The 15,872-nt window shown below is 72.4% G+C and carries 16 protein-coding genes; 4 read left to right on the top strand and 12 right to left on the bottom strand.

Features of this window, described 5'->3' with window-relative positions; genetic code table 11:
* Nucleotides 1–7 precede the first annotated feature (7 nt).
* Together CEB94_RS21805 and CEB94_RS21800 are read right to left on the bottom strand one after the other, a co-directional pair.
* Complete coding sequence (locus tag CEB94_RS21805) at nucleotides 8–481, bottom strand: MarR family winged helix-turn-helix transcriptional regulator (RefSeq protein WP_175433816.1); 474 nt, start codon at nucleotides 479–481, stop codon at nucleotides 8–10.
* A complete protein-coding gene (locus CEB94_RS21800) occupies nucleotides 478–1,101 on the bottom strand; it encodes a type 1 glutamine amidotransferase family protein (RefSeq protein WP_175433815.1) in 624 nt (207 codons plus the stop codon). The genes CEB94_RS21805 and CEB94_RS21800 overlap by 4 nt, the downstream gene beginning before the upstream one ends.
* 161 nt (nucleotides 1,102–1,262) lie before the next feature.
* Between CEB94_RS21800 and CEB94_RS21795 the strand changes: the two genes are divergently transcribed.
* From CEB94_RS21795 to CEB94_RS21785, 3 genes are all read left to right on the top strand, one after another.
* Nucleotides 1,263–2,618 carry an aspartate aminotransferase family protein gene (locus CEB94_RS21795; protein ID WP_175433814.1) on the top strand — a complete coding sequence of 452 codons (1,356 nt, stop codon included), beginning with the start codon at nucleotides 1,263–1,265 and terminating at the stop codon, nucleotides 2,616–2,618.
* A gap of 118 nt (nucleotides 2,619–2,736) precedes the next feature.
* A complete protein-coding gene (locus CEB94_RS21790; RefSeq protein WP_175433813.1) occupies nucleotides 2,737–3,438 on the top strand; it encodes a GntR family transcriptional regulator in 702 nt (233 codons plus the stop codon).
* A 121-nt stretch (nucleotides 3,439–3,559) separates the two neighbouring features.
* Nucleotides 3,560–4,210 carry a hypothetical protein gene (locus CEB94_RS21785; protein ID WP_175433812.1) on the top strand — a complete coding sequence of 217 codons (651 nt, stop codon included), beginning with the start codon at nucleotides 3,560–3,562 and terminating at the stop codon, nucleotides 4,208–4,210.
* A 9-nt stretch (nucleotides 4,211–4,219) separates the two neighbouring features.
* Here CEB94_RS21785 and CEB94_RS21780 read toward each other — a convergent pair whose 3' ends face one another.
* Nucleotides 4,220–4,513, bottom strand: coding sequence for a hypothetical protein (locus CEB94_RS21780; RefSeq protein ID WP_175433811.1), 294 nt, complete (start codon nucleotides 4,511–4,513; stop codon nucleotides 4,220–4,222).
* Nucleotides 4,514–4,648: 135 nt separating this feature from the next.
* Nucleotides 4,649–5,932, bottom strand: a complete 1,284-nt coding sequence (locus tag CEB94_RS21775; RefSeq protein ID WP_175433810.1) for an adenylosuccinate synthase — start codon at nucleotides 5,930–5,932, stop codon at nucleotides 4,649–4,651.
* A 185-nt stretch (nucleotides 5,933–6,117) separates the two neighbouring features.
* On the opposite strand from CEB94_RS21775, the gene CEB94_RS21770 reads away from it, so the two are divergent.
* Nucleotides 6,118–6,999: a diacylglycerol kinase family protein gene (locus tag CEB94_RS21770; protein ID WP_175433809.1), complete on the top strand. Its 882-nt coding sequence runs from the start codon at nucleotides 6,118–6,120 to the stop codon at nucleotides 6,997–6,999.
* 31 nt (nucleotides 7,000–7,030) lie between these two features.
* Here the strand turns inward: CEB94_RS21770 and CEB94_RS21765 are convergent, their stop codons facing one another.
* The 8 genes from CEB94_RS21765 to CEB94_RS21730 all read right to left on the bottom strand — a co-directional run bounded on the left by CEB94_RS21765 (nucleotide 7,031) and on the right by CEB94_RS21730 (nucleotide 15,712).
* Nucleotides 7,031–8,236 carry a cytochrome P450 gene (locus tag CEB94_RS21765; RefSeq protein ID WP_175433808.1) on the bottom strand — a complete coding sequence of 402 codons (1,206 nt, stop codon included), beginning with the start codon at nucleotides 8,234–8,236 and terminating at the stop codon, nucleotides 7,031–7,033.
* A 51-nt stretch (nucleotides 8,237–8,287) separates the two neighbouring features.
* Complete coding sequence (locus CEB94_RS21760; RefSeq protein ID WP_175433807.1) at nucleotides 8,288–8,953, bottom strand: response regulator; 666 nt, start codon at nucleotides 8,951–8,953, stop codon at nucleotides 8,288–8,290.
* Entirely contained in the window at nucleotides 8,950–10,293 is a 1,344-nt protein-coding gene (locus CEB94_RS21755) for a sensor histidine kinase (RefSeq protein WP_175433806.1), read from the bottom strand. The genes CEB94_RS21760 and CEB94_RS21755 overlap by 4 nt, the downstream gene beginning before the upstream one ends.
* A 97-nt stretch (nucleotides 10,294–10,390) precedes the next feature.
* Nucleotides 10,391–11,074 (bottom strand): response regulator, encoded by a 684-nt coding sequence (locus CEB94_RS21750; protein ID WP_175433805.1) that lies wholly within the window; start codon nucleotides 11,072–11,074, stop codon nucleotides 10,391–10,393.
* Nucleotides 11,071–12,447, bottom strand: coding sequence for a sensor histidine kinase (locus CEB94_RS21745; protein WP_175433804.1), 1,377 nt, complete (start codon nucleotides 12,445–12,447; stop codon nucleotides 11,071–11,073). The genes CEB94_RS21750 and CEB94_RS21745 overlap by 4 nt, the downstream gene beginning before the upstream one ends.
* Entirely contained in the window at nucleotides 12,440–13,651 is a 1,212-nt protein-coding gene (locus CEB94_RS21740) for an acyltransferase family protein (RefSeq protein ID WP_175433803.1), read from the bottom strand. The genes CEB94_RS21745 and CEB94_RS21740 overlap by 8 nt, the downstream gene beginning before the upstream one ends.
* Nucleotides 13,644–14,663 (bottom strand): alpha/beta hydrolase, encoded by a 1,020-nt coding sequence (locus tag CEB94_RS21735; protein ID WP_175433802.1) that lies wholly within the window; start codon nucleotides 14,661–14,663, stop codon nucleotides 13,644–13,646. The genes CEB94_RS21740 and CEB94_RS21735 overlap by 8 nt, the downstream gene beginning before the upstream one ends.
* A gap of 185 nt (nucleotides 14,664–14,848) precedes the next feature.
* Nucleotides 14,849–15,712, bottom strand: coding sequence for an alpha/beta hydrolase (locus CEB94_RS21730; RefSeq protein ID WP_175433801.1), 864 nt, complete (start codon nucleotides 15,710–15,712; stop codon nucleotides 14,849–14,851).
* Nucleotides 15,713–15,872 lie beyond the last annotated feature (160 nt).

Raw genomic sequence — 15,872 nt, 5'->3', positions numbered from 1 at the left:
GCGATCCCTACGGTTCCGTAACAGGCGGCCGTGTGCCGGGCGGCCCCGTCCGGTCGAGCACCTTCGACAGCCGCTCCAGCGTCCGCACCGCCTCCGCCAGCTCCGCCTCCCCGAACGCCTCGGCCAGTCGGTCGGCGAACGCCGCGTGGCCGGGGTCGATCCGGGCGATCGCCGCACGCCCCTGTCCGGTCGGCGCGAGGAGCTTGGCGCGGCGGTGCGCCGGGTTCGGCCGGTACTCCGCGAGCCCCCGCTCCACCAGCAGGTCGGCGATGCGCTGCACGCTCTGCCGTGTGATGCCCATGGCGCGGGCGATGCCGGAGACGGGCAGCGGCTCCCCGAGGACCGCGCCGAGCACCTGCCACCAGGCGGCGGTGAGCCCGGCGGGCCGGGCCAGTTCCTCCGCCACCGCGAGGAACTGGCCGTTGAGCTTGAACACCCCGAGGGCACTGCGGCTGAGGAGGTTTTGAGGCTCGCGGCTCACAGCGCGCCGGCCTTCTCCAGCACCCCGTACGCCTGCGCGTCGGAGTCGTGGAACAGCCGGTACCAGGCGTCCAGCACCTCGCCCTCGTAGACCCCGAGCAGCCGGAGGATCTCGCGGGCGAAGGCGACGGGCTCGGTGGGGCCGGCCGTGATCAGCGTGCCGTCGGTGACCGCGTCCGTCTCGATGTAGCGTCCGGCGCCCGCGTAGCCGGTCGCGGCCAGGTAGAAGGAGACCGCGCTGGTGTGGTCGCGGTCGTCGAGCAGGCCCTCCCGGGCGAGTCCCGCGGTGGCGCCGCAGATCGCGGCGACCGGGACGCCCGCGTCGAGGAAGGCCCGGGCCTTGCGGGCGAAGGGGGCCAGAGCCTCGCCGGTGTCCCAGAGGTCGGCGCCCGGCAGGATCAGCAGCGCGCTGTCCTCGGGCCGTACGTCGTCCAGGGCCAGGTCGGGCTGGACGCGCAGTCCGCCGACGCTCCTGACCGGGGTGGTGGACGGGCCGACGGTGCGGATCTCGTGGCCGGCGCGGGCGAGCTGGGCGGTGGCGTGGCCGGTCTCCCAGTCGGCGAGGGTGTCGTAGACGGCGAGATGGACGGGCTTGCTGTGGCGGCCGTCGGTGGCGTTCATGGCTCCTCCTCTGTCCCGTGCGATTATGACAACATCCTGCCAGTACGACAGGAGGCTGTCAAACTATTCCGCCTCGCCTGGACAACCTGTCGCGGTTTGCCGCGGACGCCAGACAGGCCGCCGATTTCACCGCCCTCTCCCCCGCACCTACGCTCGCCCGCATGACCCCTCAGCCGAACCCCGAAGCCGGTGCCGCCGTCAAGGCCGCCGACCGTGACCATGTGTTCCACTCCTGGTCCGCTCAGGAGCTCATCGACCCGCTCGCCGTCGCCGGAGCCGAGGGGTCGTACTTCTGGGACTACGACGGCCGGCGCTACCTCGACTTCTCCAGCGGGCTCGTCTACACGAACGTCGGCTACCAGCACCCGAAGATCGTCGCCGCGATCCAGGAGCAGGCGGCGCGGATGACGACCTTCGCGCCCGCGTTCGCCGTCGAGGCGCGGTCGGAGGCGGCCCGGCTGATCGCCGAGCGGACCCCGGGCGACCTGGACAAGATCTTCTTCACCAACGGGGGCGCCGACGCCGTCGAGCACGCCATCCGGATGGCCCGCCTGCACACGGGCCGCCCGAAGGTGCTCTCGGCGTACCGCTCGTACCACGGCGGTACGCAGCAGGCCGTGAACCTCACCGGCGACCCGCGCCGCTGGGCCTCCGACAGCGGCACGGCCGGGGTCGTGCACTTCTGGGCGCCCTACCTCTACCGCTCCCGCTTCTACGCCGAGACCGAGGAGCAGGAGTGCGCGCGGGCGCTGGAGCACCTGGAGACGACGATCGCCTTCGAGGGGCCCTCGACGGTCGCGGCGATCATCCTGGAGACCATCCCGGGCACGGCCGGGATCATGGTCCCGCCGCCCGGCTATCTCGCCGGGGTGCGGGAGATCTGCGACAAGTACGGGATCGTCTTCGTCCTCGACGAGGTCATGGCCGGGTTCGGGCGGACCGGTGAGTGGTTCGCGGCGGACCTGTTCGACGTCACCCCGGACCTGCTGACCTTCGCCAAGGGCGTGAACAGCGGGTACGTGCCGCTGGGCGGGGTCGCGATCTCCGGCGCGATCGCGGAGACGTTCGGCAAGCGGCCGTACCCGGGTGGGCTGACGTACTCCGGGCATCCGCTGGCGTGCGCCGCCGCCGTCGCGACGATCAACGTGATGGCCGAGGAGGGCGTCGTCGAGAACGCGGCCCGGCTGGGCGCGTCCGTCGTCGGGCCGGAGCTGCGCGCGCTCGCCGAGCGGCACCCGAGCGTCGGCGAGGTGCGCGGCGTCGGCATGTTCTGGGCGCTGGAGCTGGTCCGCGACCGCGAGACGCGGGAGCCGCTGGTGCCGTACAACGCGGCCGGTGAGGCGAACGCGCCCATGGCCGCCTTCGCCGCCGCCGCGAAGAAGGGCGGGCTGTGGCCGTTCGTGAACATGAACCGGACGCACGTCGTGCCGCCCTGCAACATCGGCGAGGCGGAGCTCAAGGAGGGCCTCGCGGCGCTGGACGCGGCGCTCTCGATGGCGGACGAGTACGCGGCGTAAAGGTCTGTAAACCCGTCAGTAAGCGACACCCTCGGGCCACATTCGAACGCGTAAGGTGGCGTGCCCGTAGACATATACGCGCACGCCACCCGAACGCGACGAGGGAGACGCCCTGACCATGCCCGCCAGCTCCGGCAACGGCGCCGTGACGCGCAGCACCCTGCGACAGCAGATCGCCGACGCGCTTCGTGACGAGGTGCTGGCCGGGCGGCTCCAGCCCGGGCAGGAGTTCACGGTCAAGGAGATCGCCGAGCAGTACGGGGTGTCCGCGACGCCGGTGCGCGAGGCGCTCGTCGATCTCTCCGCGCAGGGGCTGCTCGACGCCGACCAGCACCGCGGCTTCCGGGTCCACGAGTACTCGGTCGACGACTTCCGCGGCATGATCGAGGCCCGCGGGCTGGTCATCGAGGGGATGTTCCTCGCGCTCACCGCGGGACGCCCCAACGCGGTGCGGCCCGACGATCCCCGGGCCGCCGCCGTCGTCGCCGGGGTCCGCAGGCGCGGCGAGGAAGCCCAGCGGGCCGCGGCGGCCGGTGATCTCACCGTCCTCATCGGCTACGACCTGCGCTTCTGGCGCGAGCTCGGCGCCTGCTTCGGCAACCCCTACCTCGCGGACTTCCTGCACCGGCTGCGCGTCCAGACCTGGGTCTGCGCGGTGCAGCACCTGCGCCGGCTCACCGATCTGCGCGGCGAGCTGTGGGCCTGTCACACCGAGCTGGTCGACGCCCTGATCGACCGTGACAACGACACCGCCCGGGCGATCATCGCCGCGTACAACGCGCACTCGCTCACCCTGATCGAGCGGCTCGCCTCCGGATGACCCGCGTCGTCGCTGCCCGTATGGGTATGGGACATGCACGGCGGGAGCCGTGACCGCGGGGCACCGCTACCCTTCTTGACCATCGTGCTACCCGACCACCGCGCTGAGCGAGGAGCCTTCTTTGGCCTGTGACCTGTGGCTGGTACCGCTCGTCGACGTGTTGTGCCACACGCCGGACAACCCCTTCGCCGAGGAACTCGCGCAATACAACAAGGTGCTCACCGAGGCCGGGCTGCCCCCGGTGCCGGTGTACCAGTACATGCCGGGCCTGTCCGGCGAGGTCGCCCCGGTCGCGGGCTTCGACTACGACGCGCTGCACTTCCTGCGCCGCGCCTATCTGCTCCAGGTGTGCGGCCTGCCGGTGACGCCCGTGGGCGAACTCGGCGGTGACTACGAGCAGTTGCTGGAGATGTTCGAGTCGACGGCCCAGCAGTCGCACCTGGTCTGGCACTACGACCACGCGGGCGCCTACGTCCCCGTCGACTTCCCCGGCCCGCTCGCCGACGACGCTCTCCTCGCGGGCGGCGGCCCGCTGGGCTCCTCGCACGCCCTGCTGCGGGAACTGGAGCTGGTCGCCCCGGCCATCGGCATCGACCCGGCCAACCCGCCGGCGGCCCCCCAGCCGCCGCTCGCCCCGACGGAGCTGGAGGAACCCGCCGTACCCGCCCCGTACGATCCGAGTCCGTTCGCCCGTGAGCGGCACGTCTGGCTCGGGCTGCACGCGGCCGTGACCCGCAGTCTCGCCCAGGGGTCGATGATCGTCTTCAGCTGAGCCGGCGGCTCAGCGTCCCAGCTGGGAGAGGCCCTTCTGCACGTCCTCGACGTTCATCACCGGCGTGTAGGTGACCTCCGCGTTGAGCTGGAGGAAGAAGGGCTCGCTGAGCACCGGCATCTGCGAGCTGTCCTGCATGTCGAAGAACAGGAAAGCGGTGCGCTTGCCGTGCTCGGAGGTGAAGTAGGCCGCTTCGGGCTTGATCTGTTCCAGCGACTCCTGGATGAGCTTCCCCAGGGTGCCGTTCCGGATGGCCTCGTTGGCCTTCTCCGTGTCCATGGACGCCTTGAGCAGTACGCGCATCGCACTCACCTTCTTCTGGTCGACGCACGCGGGGGTATGGCTTCAGCGTATGCCCGTTTCCGGGAACTCTCCCTGCGAGAGAACGCGGGCCGCCCCCCGCGTGAACGGGGGGCGGCCTGCGGACGGGGGGTCGGATCAGATGAACGAGTTGATCTCGATCGTCTCGTCCCGGCCCGGGCCCACGCCGATCGCGGAGATCGGAGCGCCGGACATCTCCTCCAGCGCCTTCACGTACGCCTGGGCGTTCTTCGGCAGGTCGGCGAAGGTCTTCGCCTTGGAGATGTCCTCGTTCCAGCCCGGGAGCATCTCGTAGACCGGCTTGGCGTGGTGGAAGTCGGTCTGGGAGTACGGGAGCTCCTCGACGCGCCTGCCGTCGATCTCGTACGCCACGCAGACCGGGATCTCCTCCCAGCCGGTCAGGACGTCGAGCTTGGTGAGGAAGAAGTCGGTCAGGCCGTTCACGCGGGTCGCGTAGCGGGCGATGACCGCGTCGAACCAGCCGCAGCGGCGGTCACGGCCGGTGGTCACGCCCTTCTCGCCGCCGATGCGGCGCAGCGCCTCGCCGTCCTCGTCGAACAGCTCGGTCGGGAACGGACCGGCGCCGACCCGGGTCGTGTACGCCTTGAGGATGCCGATGACCCGGCTGATCTTCGTCGGGCCGACACCGGCGCCGGTGCAGGCGCCGCCCGCGGTCGGGTTCGACGAGGTGACGAAGGGATACGTGCCGTGGTCGATGTCGAGCAGCGTGCCCTGGCCGCCCTCGAACAGGACGACCTTGTCCTCCTCCAGCGCCCGGTTGAGGACCAGGACGGTGTCGGCGACGTACGGCGCGAGCTTGTCGGCGTAGGCCAGCAGCTCCTCGACCACCTGGTCCACGGCGATCGCGCGCCGGTTGTAGAGCTTGGTGAGGATCTGGTTCTTGACGTCGAGGGCCGCCTCGACCTTCTGCGTGAGGATCGACTCGTCGTAGAGATCCTGCACACGGATCCCGACGCGGTTGATCTTGTCGGCGTAGGTCGGGCCGATGCCCCGACCGGTCGTGCCGATCTTCCGCTTTCCGAGGAAGCGCTCCGTCACCTTGTCGACCGTCACGTTGTACGGCGTGATGATGTGCGCGTTTCCGCTGAGGAGGAGCTTGGACGTGTCGACGCCACGCTCGTTCAGACCGCTCAGCTCGGAGAGCAGGACCGACGGGTCGACGACGACACCGTTACCGATGACCGGCGTACAGCCGGGAGACAGGATTCCGGAAGGGAGGAGGTGCAGTGCGTACTTCTGGTCACCTACGACCACCGTGTGGCCGGCGTTGTTGCCGCCCTGGTAGCGCACTACATAGTCCACGGAACCACCGAGCAGGTCGGTGGCCTTTCCCTTGCCTTCGTCACCCCACTGAGCACCGAGCAGCACAAGTGCGGGCACGCGCGTACACCCCTTCCGGGCGGGGCATGTCCATGGTCGAGGGCGAACGCGGAGACAGGCAGCCGCGTGCACCGCGACCGCCGTTGGCCGCCAACCGTCGGACCGGATGCCCCGGAATAGACGAAGCCCCTGGCGCAATAGCGCAAGGGGCTCTTGCACAAAGATGCTACCCGAGGAAGCGAGGCATGGCCGAGGTGGCGACTTCCGCGACGTCCGAGCAGCTGCTGGTGGTGGTCGACCCGGTCGCCCGTAGGTCGGACGGCGAGTCCGTCCGGATCGCGAAAGACGTGCTCGGCGCGGGTGCCGGCATGAAGCTGTGCCTGCCGGACGGGCCGGAGGAGTTCGCCCGGGCGCTGGCCCGGCGGGGCTCGCGGCGGCCGGTGGTGGTGGGCGACGACCGGGCCCTGATCCGCGCGGTGGCACTGCTGCACCGGCACCGGGAGCTGGCCGGATGCGCGCTGTCGGTGGTGCCGGTCGGGGGCGCGCTGTCCCTGGCCCGGTCGCTGGGGGTGCCGACGGGGACGGTGGCGGCGGCACGGGCGGTGCTCGACGGGGTCGAGCGGCGCATGGACCTGATGGTCGACGACAGCGACGGGGTGGTGCTCGGCACGTTGCGGATACCGCCGTTGCGGCTCTCCCCGGGCGGGACGGGCCCCGGGGCCGCGCAGGACCCGGACGCCGTGCCGGGCCGCCCGTGGCTGCGGACCTGCCAGTCCCTGGTCCGGACGCTGGTTCCGGCGGGCCGCCCGTCCCGGCTCGCCGCCGCGCCCGAGCCGGGGCCGTCCCGGCTGCGGGTCGAGGTCGACGGGGAGACTCTGGTGGACCTGAACCAGCCGGTGGAGGCGGTGTGGGTGTCACCGACCGCGGCGGGCATCGCGTCGGTGGAGGTCAGACCCGTGTCGGTGGGCGCGGAGGCCTCCCCGCTGCTGGCGGAGGGCCGGACGGTGACCGTCTCGGGGGCGCACTTCCGCTACCGCGCGGACACGGTGGTGTCGGGGCCGGTACGGACCCGGACGTGGGTGGTGCGGGAGGGAGCGTGGGGGCTCACGGTGCCGGCGGGGCGGTGAGCCGGCCCTCGGCCTTCTCCTGACGACGTGATCAGCCGACCTCGACAGCCAGCCCCTCCAGCCCCCTGATCACGAAGTTCGGCTTCCTGTCGGGTTCGGCGGCAAGCCGCAGCGTCGGCGCCCGCTCCAGCAACGCCCCCATCGAGGCCGCCAGCTCGATGCGGGCCAGGGGTGCGCCGATGCAGTAGTGGATGCCGGCGCTGAAGGAGATGTGGGGGTTGTCCGCGCGGGTGAGGTCGAGGGCGGCCGGGTCCCGGAACACCGCCGGGTCGTGGTTGGCGGAGCCGAAGAGCATGGCGATCTCCGCGCCCCGGGGGATCGTCGTGCCCGCGATCTCGATCTCGTCCAGGACCCAGCGCTCGAACAGCTGGAGCGGGGTGTCGTAGCGCATCAGCTCCTCGATCGCGGAGGGGATGAGCGTGTGGTCCGCGCGCAGCAGCTCCAGCTGGGACGGGTTGCGGAACAGGGCGTACCAGCCGTTGACCGTGGCGTTCACCGTGGCCTCGTGGCCGGCGTTGAGCAGCAGGACGCAGGTGGAGATCATCTCCTGCTCGGTGAGCCGGTCGCCCTCGTCGTGGGCCTCGATGAGACCTGAGACGAGGTCCTCGCCCGGCTCTTTGCGGCGGGCCGCGATCAGGTCGCGCAGGTAGTCGGAGAACTCCACCGACGCCCGGACCGCCCGCGCCGCCGTGTCCTCGGACGGGTTCAGCTCGTACATCCCGCAGATGTCCGCCGACCAGGGGCGCAGCGGGGCCCGGTCGGACTCCGGGATGCCGAGCATCTCGGCGATCACCGCGACGGGGAGGGGCTCGGCGACGTCCTTCAACAGGTCGCCGCCGCCCGCCGCGACCAGCGCGGACGCCAGTTCGTCGGCCAGGCCCCGCACATACGGCTTCAGCAGCTCCACCGTGCGCGGCGTGAACGCCTTCGACACCAGGCGGCGGATCCGGGTGTGGTCCGGCGGCTCCAGGTCGAGCATCCCGTGGTCGTTGAGCGTGTGGAACGGCTCGTGCTCCGGCGGGGGCGCCGTGCGGCCGAACTCCTCGTGCATGAACCGGTGCTGGTACGTCCGGCCCAGGCGCCGGTCGCGCAGCAGTGCCGAGACGTCCGCGTGGTGCGGGACGAGCCACTGGTTCGTGGGCTCGAACCAGTGCACGCGGCCCCGGGCACGCAGCTCGGCGTAGGCGGGGTACGGGTCGGTGAGGAACGCCGGGTCCCACGGGTCGAATGCAGCCATGCCGGGACGCTAGCCCCAGCACCCCCTCCCTGACCAGGGGATCCGGACCGGCTATCCCGGCGTCACCAGCCGCGCCTCGTACGCGAACACCGCCGCCTGCGTCCGGTCCCGCAGGCCGAGCTTCACCAGGATCCGGCTGACATGTGTCTTGATCGTCGACTCGGCGACCACCAGCCGCTTCGCGATCTCCGAGTTCGACAGGCCCTGCGCGATGAGCACCAGCACCTCCGTCTCCCGGTCGGTGAGGTCCCCGTAGGCCCCGTGCGCGGAGGACATCAAGCGGGGGGTCTCGGAGAGTCTGGAGAACTCGGTGATCAGGCGCCTGGTCACCGACGGGGCCAGGAGTGCCTCCCCCGACGCCACCACCCGCACCCCGTCGGCGAGCTGGCGGGCCGAGGCGTCCTTGAGGAGGAAGCCGGAGGCACCCGCGCGCAGCGCCTGGTACACGTACTCGTCGAGGTCGAAGGTGGTGAGCACCAGCACCTTCGCCGCGCCGTCGGCGGCCACGATCTCGCGGGTCGCTTCGATGCCGTTCAGCTCGGGCATGCGGATGTCCATCAGCACCACGTCCGGGGCGAGCTCGCGGACCTTGGCGACGGCCTCCCGGCCGTTCACCGCCTCGCCGACGACCTCGATGTCCGGCATCGCGTTCAGCAGGACCGAGAAGCCCTCTCGCACCATCATCTGATCGTCCGCGATCAGGACCCGGATGGTCATGCGTCACCCTCGTCCGGCAGGGTGACCGGCAGGAACACCGCCACCTCGTAACCTCCGTCGTCCGTGCCGCCCGCCGTCATCTCGCCGTTCAGCATCGACACCCGCTCCCGCATGCCCGTGATGCCGTGTCCGGCGCCGGGCGAGGGCTTGATCAGGCTCGGGTTCGGCGGCGGGCCGTTGACTATGCGCAGCCCCAGGCCGCCGAGAACGTATCCGATCTCGACCCGGGCGCCCGCCCCCGGCGCGTGCCGCAGGGTGTTGCTCAGGGCTTCCTGCACGATGCGGTACGCCGACAGCTCCACGCCCTGCGGCAGCTCCCGCACCGCTCCTGTCACCGCCTTCTCCACCGTCAGCCCGGCCTCCCGGACATTGGCCAGCAGCCCGTCCAGGTCGGCGAGTGTGGGCTGCGGGGCGTCCGGGACCTCGTAGTCCTCGGCGCGGACGACGCCGAGCACCCGGCGCAGTTCGGTCAGGGCCGCCACCGCGTTCTCCCGGATCGTGGCGAACGCCTTCTCCAGCTCCGGCGGCGGGTTCTCCACCCGGTAGGGCGCGGCCTCCGCCTGGATGGCGACGACCGACATGTGGTGGGCCACGACGTCGTGCAGTTCGCGGGCGATGGTGGTGCGCTCTTCCAGCAGGGTGCGGCGGGAGCGCTCGTGCGCGGTGACGGTCTGCTGGGCGGTGACCTCCTGCTCGGCGTGGCGGCGGATGTGCCAGACGGTGACGCAGAGCAGGACCAGGGCCGATATGACCAGCATGGCCCCGGAGTTGCTGCCGTACTCGTAGTAGGTCGGGCCGATGCCGGTGTCCGCAAGCAGGGCGTACAGCGCCGTCAGCACCCACATCCACCCGGCCGTGCGCGGCCGGGTGCGTATCGCCACGACCGTCAGCACGGTCAGATGACAGGCGAAGCTGCCGGCCGCCCAGGGCCATTCGCCCCAGCGACTGCCGAGCACGGAGGCGAGCGGGGTGGAGACCATGGACGCCCAGAACGCGCCGACCGGCCGCACCATGGTCAGCAGCACGGGAATCGCGCAGAGCAGACCGAGCAGCAGGGCCGGGCCGCCGGTGTCGACGGTGGAGGAGGCCAGGGTGATCAGGGCCGCCACGGTGATCACGGCGTGCGGGAGCCATGCCGCGTACTCCCGCAGCCGCCCCGGCAACCGCCGGACGAGCGGCCCGTCGGTGCGCCGGCCCGGCAGCGGCCTGTAGGCGAACGCGTCGTTGATGAGGTCCTGCCGCAGCCCGCGCAGGGAGTCCACCGCCACCCGGAACTCCGGACTGCGCGGCTTGGCCCCGTTCCCCGCCGGCGTGGTCTGCATGTGAGTCGTCTCGGTCACGTACAGAACGGTAAGCGCGCCCCGGGGTCGCGGTCGTCCCCAGTGAGAGGGGTCATAGGAGGTCCCTCTCAAGTACTACGGGGACCACCGGCCGGCCTCAGTACCCCGACGGCCGCACCAGCCCCGACTCGTACGCGAACACCGCCGCCTGCGTCCGGTCCCTGAGGCCCAGCTTCACCAGGATCCTGCCGACGTGGGTCTTCACCGTCTGCTCGGCCACGAACAGGTGCCGGGCGATCTCCGCGTTCGACAGGCCCTGCGCGATCAGCGCGAGCACCTCGGTCTCCCGCTCGGTGAGATCGCCGACGCGTTCCTTGAGCGGGGCGCGGGGCCTGCCGTCCAGCCGGGAGAACTCGGCGATCAGCTTGCGGGTGATGACCGGGGCGAGCAGCGCGTCCCCGGCTGCGACCACCCGGACCGCCTCGGCGAGCTGCTCCGACGACGCGTCCTTCAGCAGGAACCCGGAGGCCCCGGCGCGCAGCGCGTCGTACACGTACTCGTCGAGATCGAAGGTGGTGAGCACCAGCACCCGCATGTCCGGGTGCGTCGCGGTGATGTGCTCGGTGGCCTCGATGCCGCCGATCCCGGGCATGCGGATGTCCATCAGGACGACGTCCGGGGCGAGCTCCGCGGCCTTGGCGATGCCACCCTCACCGTCCTTCGCGTCGCCGACGACCTCTATGTCGGGCTGGGTGCCGAGCAGCACGGTGAAGCCCTGCCGGACCATCGCCTGGTCGTCGACGATGAGAACCCGGATCGGGTTGCCGGTGCCGCTCGTCATGAAATCCCTCCGTGGGGGGCCTTGGGGTGGTGGATGCCCGAGGTGTCGGCGGGCGGGGTGTCCGGGAGGAAGGCGGTGACCTTGAAGCCGTCCCAGTGCCACGGGTGCGCCGTCATGGTCCCGCCGAGCATCGCGACCCGCTCCCGCATGCCGAGCAGTCCGTGCCCCGCCCCCGTCGACGGCGGAGCCGGCCCGGTCGGGCGGCCGTTGACGATCTCCACCTCCAGACCGTCCGGCTCGTAGGTGAGACGGACCGTGATCCTCGCGCCGGGCGCGTGCCGCAGGGCGTTGCTCAGCGCCTCCTGCACGATCCGGTAGGCCGACAGCTCCACGCCGGGCGGCAGCGGACGCCGCTCGCCGTTGATGTCGGTGACGACCTCGCGGCCGGCGGCCCGGGTGTTCTCCACCAGCGCGTCGAGCCGGTCGAGCGTGGGCTGCGGGGCGTGCGGGGTGGTCGCGTCGCCCGCGTCGGCGAACGGCTCTCCGGGCCCGGCGTGCTCCGAGCGCAGCACGCCCAGCACGCGGCGCAGCTCGATCAGTGCCTCCAGCGCGTTCTGCCGGATGCCCGCGAGGTTCTCCCTGAGCTCGTCGGGCGGGTTCTCGACGAGGTGCGGGGCGACCTGCGCCTGGATGGAGATGACCGACATGTGGTGGGCCACCACGTCGTGCAGTTCCCGCGCGATGCGGCTGCGCTCCTCCAGCAGGGTGCGCCGGGTGCGTTCCTCGGCGGTGAGCGTGGTCTGCTCGACGAGTTCCGCGCGGGCCTCGCGGCGGCCGCGCAGGGCGGTGCCGAGTATCACCACGACGGTGAACAGGGAGACGGCGAGCACGCCGGTGGTGTCGTAGTCAGCGCCGGTCCACAGGTTCTCGAAGACGTAGGTGACAAGTCCGGTCACCGCCAGGGCCGCCACCGCCGCGCGGGTGGGCACCCGCAGCGCGAGCAGCAGCAGCACGAGCAGCTGGGCGATGATTCCGGCGGCGGTCCAGGGCCAGGTGTAGGTCTCCAGGTCGAAGCCCAGCCGGGTGCGCACCGTGGCGGCTCCCAGGATGAACATCCCCAGGGACAGCCACCACGCCGGCACCGGCCGCCACATCCCCAGCACCACGGCACCGCCCTGCCCGCCCGCGACCAGGAGGGCCAGGCCGGAACCGAGATGCCCGTTGTCCACCAGATCACTCGCGCCGCCGACCGTGATGCCGAAGGCCGCCAGGCACAGCAGCCCGTGCGGCAGCCAGCGCAGCCACGTGGAGGGTGGCAACGGGTCCGCCCGGAGCGTCCACAGGTCCTGGCGCAGTTTCCGCAGCCAGCCCCCGACGCGCCCTCGCAGCGCGCGGCCCACCCCCGTGTCCGTCACGCGGCCCAGCCTAGACATGTCGTGCCTCGGCCGCTGTGCCCCGGTCGGCCGGGCGGTGCGCCCGCACCACCCGCGACCTGCGGCCCCGGCCGCCACCGCCCCGCTCGAAGGAACGGAAGGCGGCCCAGCAGACCGCGAGGGCCAGCGCGAACACGGGCAGCCACAGCAGCCGGACCCCGACCCAGCCGAGACCGTCGGGCGGCGTGTGCAGGCCGGGGAGCCGGCCCATGAGGAGGCCGGTGGCGGTCGTGGCCATCAGGGCCGTCTGGTGCCAGAGGAAGACGGTCATGGCGGAGAGGTTGACGAGCGCCACCGCCGCCCATGCCAGAGGCCGGCGCATCGCGTGCCGCAGCCGCTCGCGCAGCAGCAGGGCGAGACCGCACTGGGCCAGCCCGAACGTGACGACGGCCAGGGTCGGCGGATCCAGGTTGGACAGGCCCTCGCCCGGCACGCCGACCATCGACGCCGGATAGCCCGCCCACGCGACGAGCACCGCGGTCGCCGCCGCCCCGGCACCCAGCAGGACCCATCCCGCGCGCCGGCGCTCCAGCTCGCCGCGGGTCCAGGCCGCGCCCAGGGTGTAGGGCACCATCCAGCCGGCCGCCACGTTCACCCAGCCCAGCCAGGAGGGGCCGCCGAGGCCGAAGCGCAGCAGGTCCACGTGCAGGACGACGGCCAGCGGCCAGAGCGGGTTGAGCCGGGTGAGCAGCGGGGTCGCCGCCGTCAGACCGGCGAACACCACGAGGAACCACAGCGGGGACAGGGCCAGTTTCACCAGTGTGCGGACCGTGCCGAACTCGGCGCCCGACAGCAGCAGCGCGAGGGCGGCGACCGTCCACAGGGTGAGGACGGCGGCGACCGGCTTGAACAGCCGGGACAGCCGGGCCGTCAGCCACTGGTGGTACGGGACTCCACGGGCCCGGGCCGAGGCATGGCTGCGGGTGGCGACATGACCCCCGACCAGGAAGAACACGGCGAGGGTCTGGAACATCCAGGAGACGGGCGCCAGCCAGGGCATGTGGTGCAGCGGGCTCGCCGTGCGCAGGGCGCGGCCGTCGGAGACCAGGGCCGTGACCAGCCAGTGTCCGAGGACGACGCCGACGACGGCGGCGGCCCGCAGGGCGTCCACGGCCCGGTCGCGGTCGGGTGGGGTGGCCGCGCCGACGCGGTCGGCCTCACGGCGCACTCCCTGCCGGATGGCGCGTACGCCGAGGTCAGTCATGGGTCACCGCCTTGGTCTCGCCCAGGACGATCCGGGCCAGGTTGGTCAGGGAGGTCGAGCCGGGGCTGAAGTACTCGCTGTGGCCGACGTCGCCGGCCGCGAAGGCCCGGGCGCCGAAGGCCGGGGAGACGGGGTCGGTGCCGAAGCCGACGGTGGTGCCGAACAGGTCCAGGTCGAGGTGCGGGACGTTCTCCACCCAGTCGTCACCGCCCCGGGCCGCCCAGACGCGGGCGCGGGTGTGCAGGTCGGCGGCGGTGTCGGCACCCGTGCCCGGGCTGCCGACGAGCGCGATGTCGTCGACGGCGAGCCCGGCGGCGGACCGGCCGCAGACGACCGAGCCGTAGGAGTGGCAGAGCAGCGAGATGCGCGGTCCGTCGCCGGTGATCGCACGCAGGTCGGTGACGAGCGCGCGCAGGTGCGGGGCCGCCTGTTCCGCCCTGCCGGTCGTCGTGACCGTCGTGCTGACGGTGCCCGGCGTCTCGTAGCCCAGCCAGGCCACGACCGCGGTGCGCGTGCCCGCTGGGGCCTGCCGGGCGAGCTGCCGGTGCAGGGCGGCGGCCGCCGCGTGGAACCGGCCGTAGGTGTCGAGGCTCGTGTCGGAGCCGGGGACCAGGACGGCGACGCGGTCGGCCCGGGCGAGGTCGCCGAGGACCTCCGTCACCCGGCCGGAGCCGCGGCCGTCGAACCGCAGGAGGTGCCGGGCCGGGGCGGCCAGACGACGCTCCGTCGCGGCACGGTCCGGGTCGTGGTGGGCGGCGGCCATGCGGGCGGCCTCGGCGGCATTGACCCGGTTGGCCGCGTACGCCTCGTCGAGCGTCGAGGCGCTGAGAGGTGCGAGGGAGGCGGGGGCCGGGGCGGGGGTCTCCGGCCGTACGGCCGCGGACAGGGGGAGGACCACCGCACCGGTGATGAGGGCGGCGAGCCCGGCGCGGCGCCAACGGCCGTCTGGACGCCAACGGCCGTCTGGGCGTCTGCCGCCGTCGCCACGGCGGTACTTCGATGCGGACCCCATGGTCGTCCCTCCAGCGCACCCGGCCATCGGGTCTGCGTGGAAGGGAAGTTACGGAGCGGACCACCTCGTCCGCGTCACACCGGGGAACTCACCTGCGGCGTAGCTCTCAGGTACTACGGGTATGACCGGGTACCACTCCTACGGGTTGGACCACGCCCCCGTCGCTTGCCCACCCGGCGCCGCGCTCACCAGGCCAGCTGCGCGATCTCCTCCACCACCACCGCGCACGCGTCCGCCGCCGGGTCGATGAGCGGGAAGTGCCCCACGTCCTCCAGCAGCGTCACCCCCACCATCTCCCCGGCCTTCGCCGCCGCCTCCGCGTACGACTCGGCGACCGCCTGCGGCACGTCGAGGTCCGTACGGCCCTGGACGAGGGTGGTGGCGATGCCCGTGGGCAGCAGCAGCGCCGGGTCCGCGTACGGCTGCCGCTCCGCGAAGTGCTCGTCTCCGCCCAGGAGTTGACGGGCGGCGCCCCCGCACACGTCCAGCTTGTCGGCGATCGCGAGATCGGCGATCGGGGCGAGGGCGACGACGCCGCGCAGTGTCACCGGGCCGCCGCTGCGCCAGGGCGAGCCGGCCGGCAGGACGTGCCGGGCGGCACCCCACAGCGCGAGATGCCCGCCCGCCGAGTGGCCGGTGAGGACCGTACGGCGCGGGTCGGCCTGCGGCAGCACCTGCCGGACCAGCGCCGGAAGGGCGTCCAGCGCCGCGGCGACGTCGTCGAAGGTGTCGGGCCAGCGGCCCGCGAGGGAGTCGTCGCCGCCGCCGCGCCGGTACTCGATACTGGCCACGGCGAACCCGCGGCGGGCGAGGAAGTCCGCGAAGGGGCTGATGTGAAGCCGGTCGTACGGCGCCCGCCAGGCGCCGCCGTGCAGCACGACGACGACGGGGGCCGGTCCTGGGCCGCCCGCCCGGCGCGGCGCGAAGAAGTCGATCACCTGGTCCGGGTGGTCGCCGTAGGCCGCGGTGGCGTCGGGTTCGACGGGCGCGTGGGAGAAGGCCGACTCCTCCTCGGCAGCGGCCCGTGCTGCTGCGACGTCGTCCGTCATGCTCCAACCTTCCAGCGATGAACCGTACGTGGCAGACCAGTTGAGGGATCAGCCGTTGGCCGGGACGGTACCAGGCGCGTGACGTGCGAGGACACGGGGATGTCACGCTCGGTGAAGATCGGACGGGGCCGCGGGGCCGGGACACCGCAGGGGCGTCCCG

Origin of the sequence: Streptomyces hawaiiensis (assembly GCF_004803895.1) — a bacterium.
Taxonomy (GTDB): Bacteria; Actinomycetota; Actinomycetes; order Streptomycetales; family Streptomycetaceae; genus Streptomyces; species Streptomyces hawaiiensis.
The sequence above is the reverse complement of the archived record's forward strand: the minus strand, read 5'-3'. Positions and strand labels throughout refer to the sequence as shown.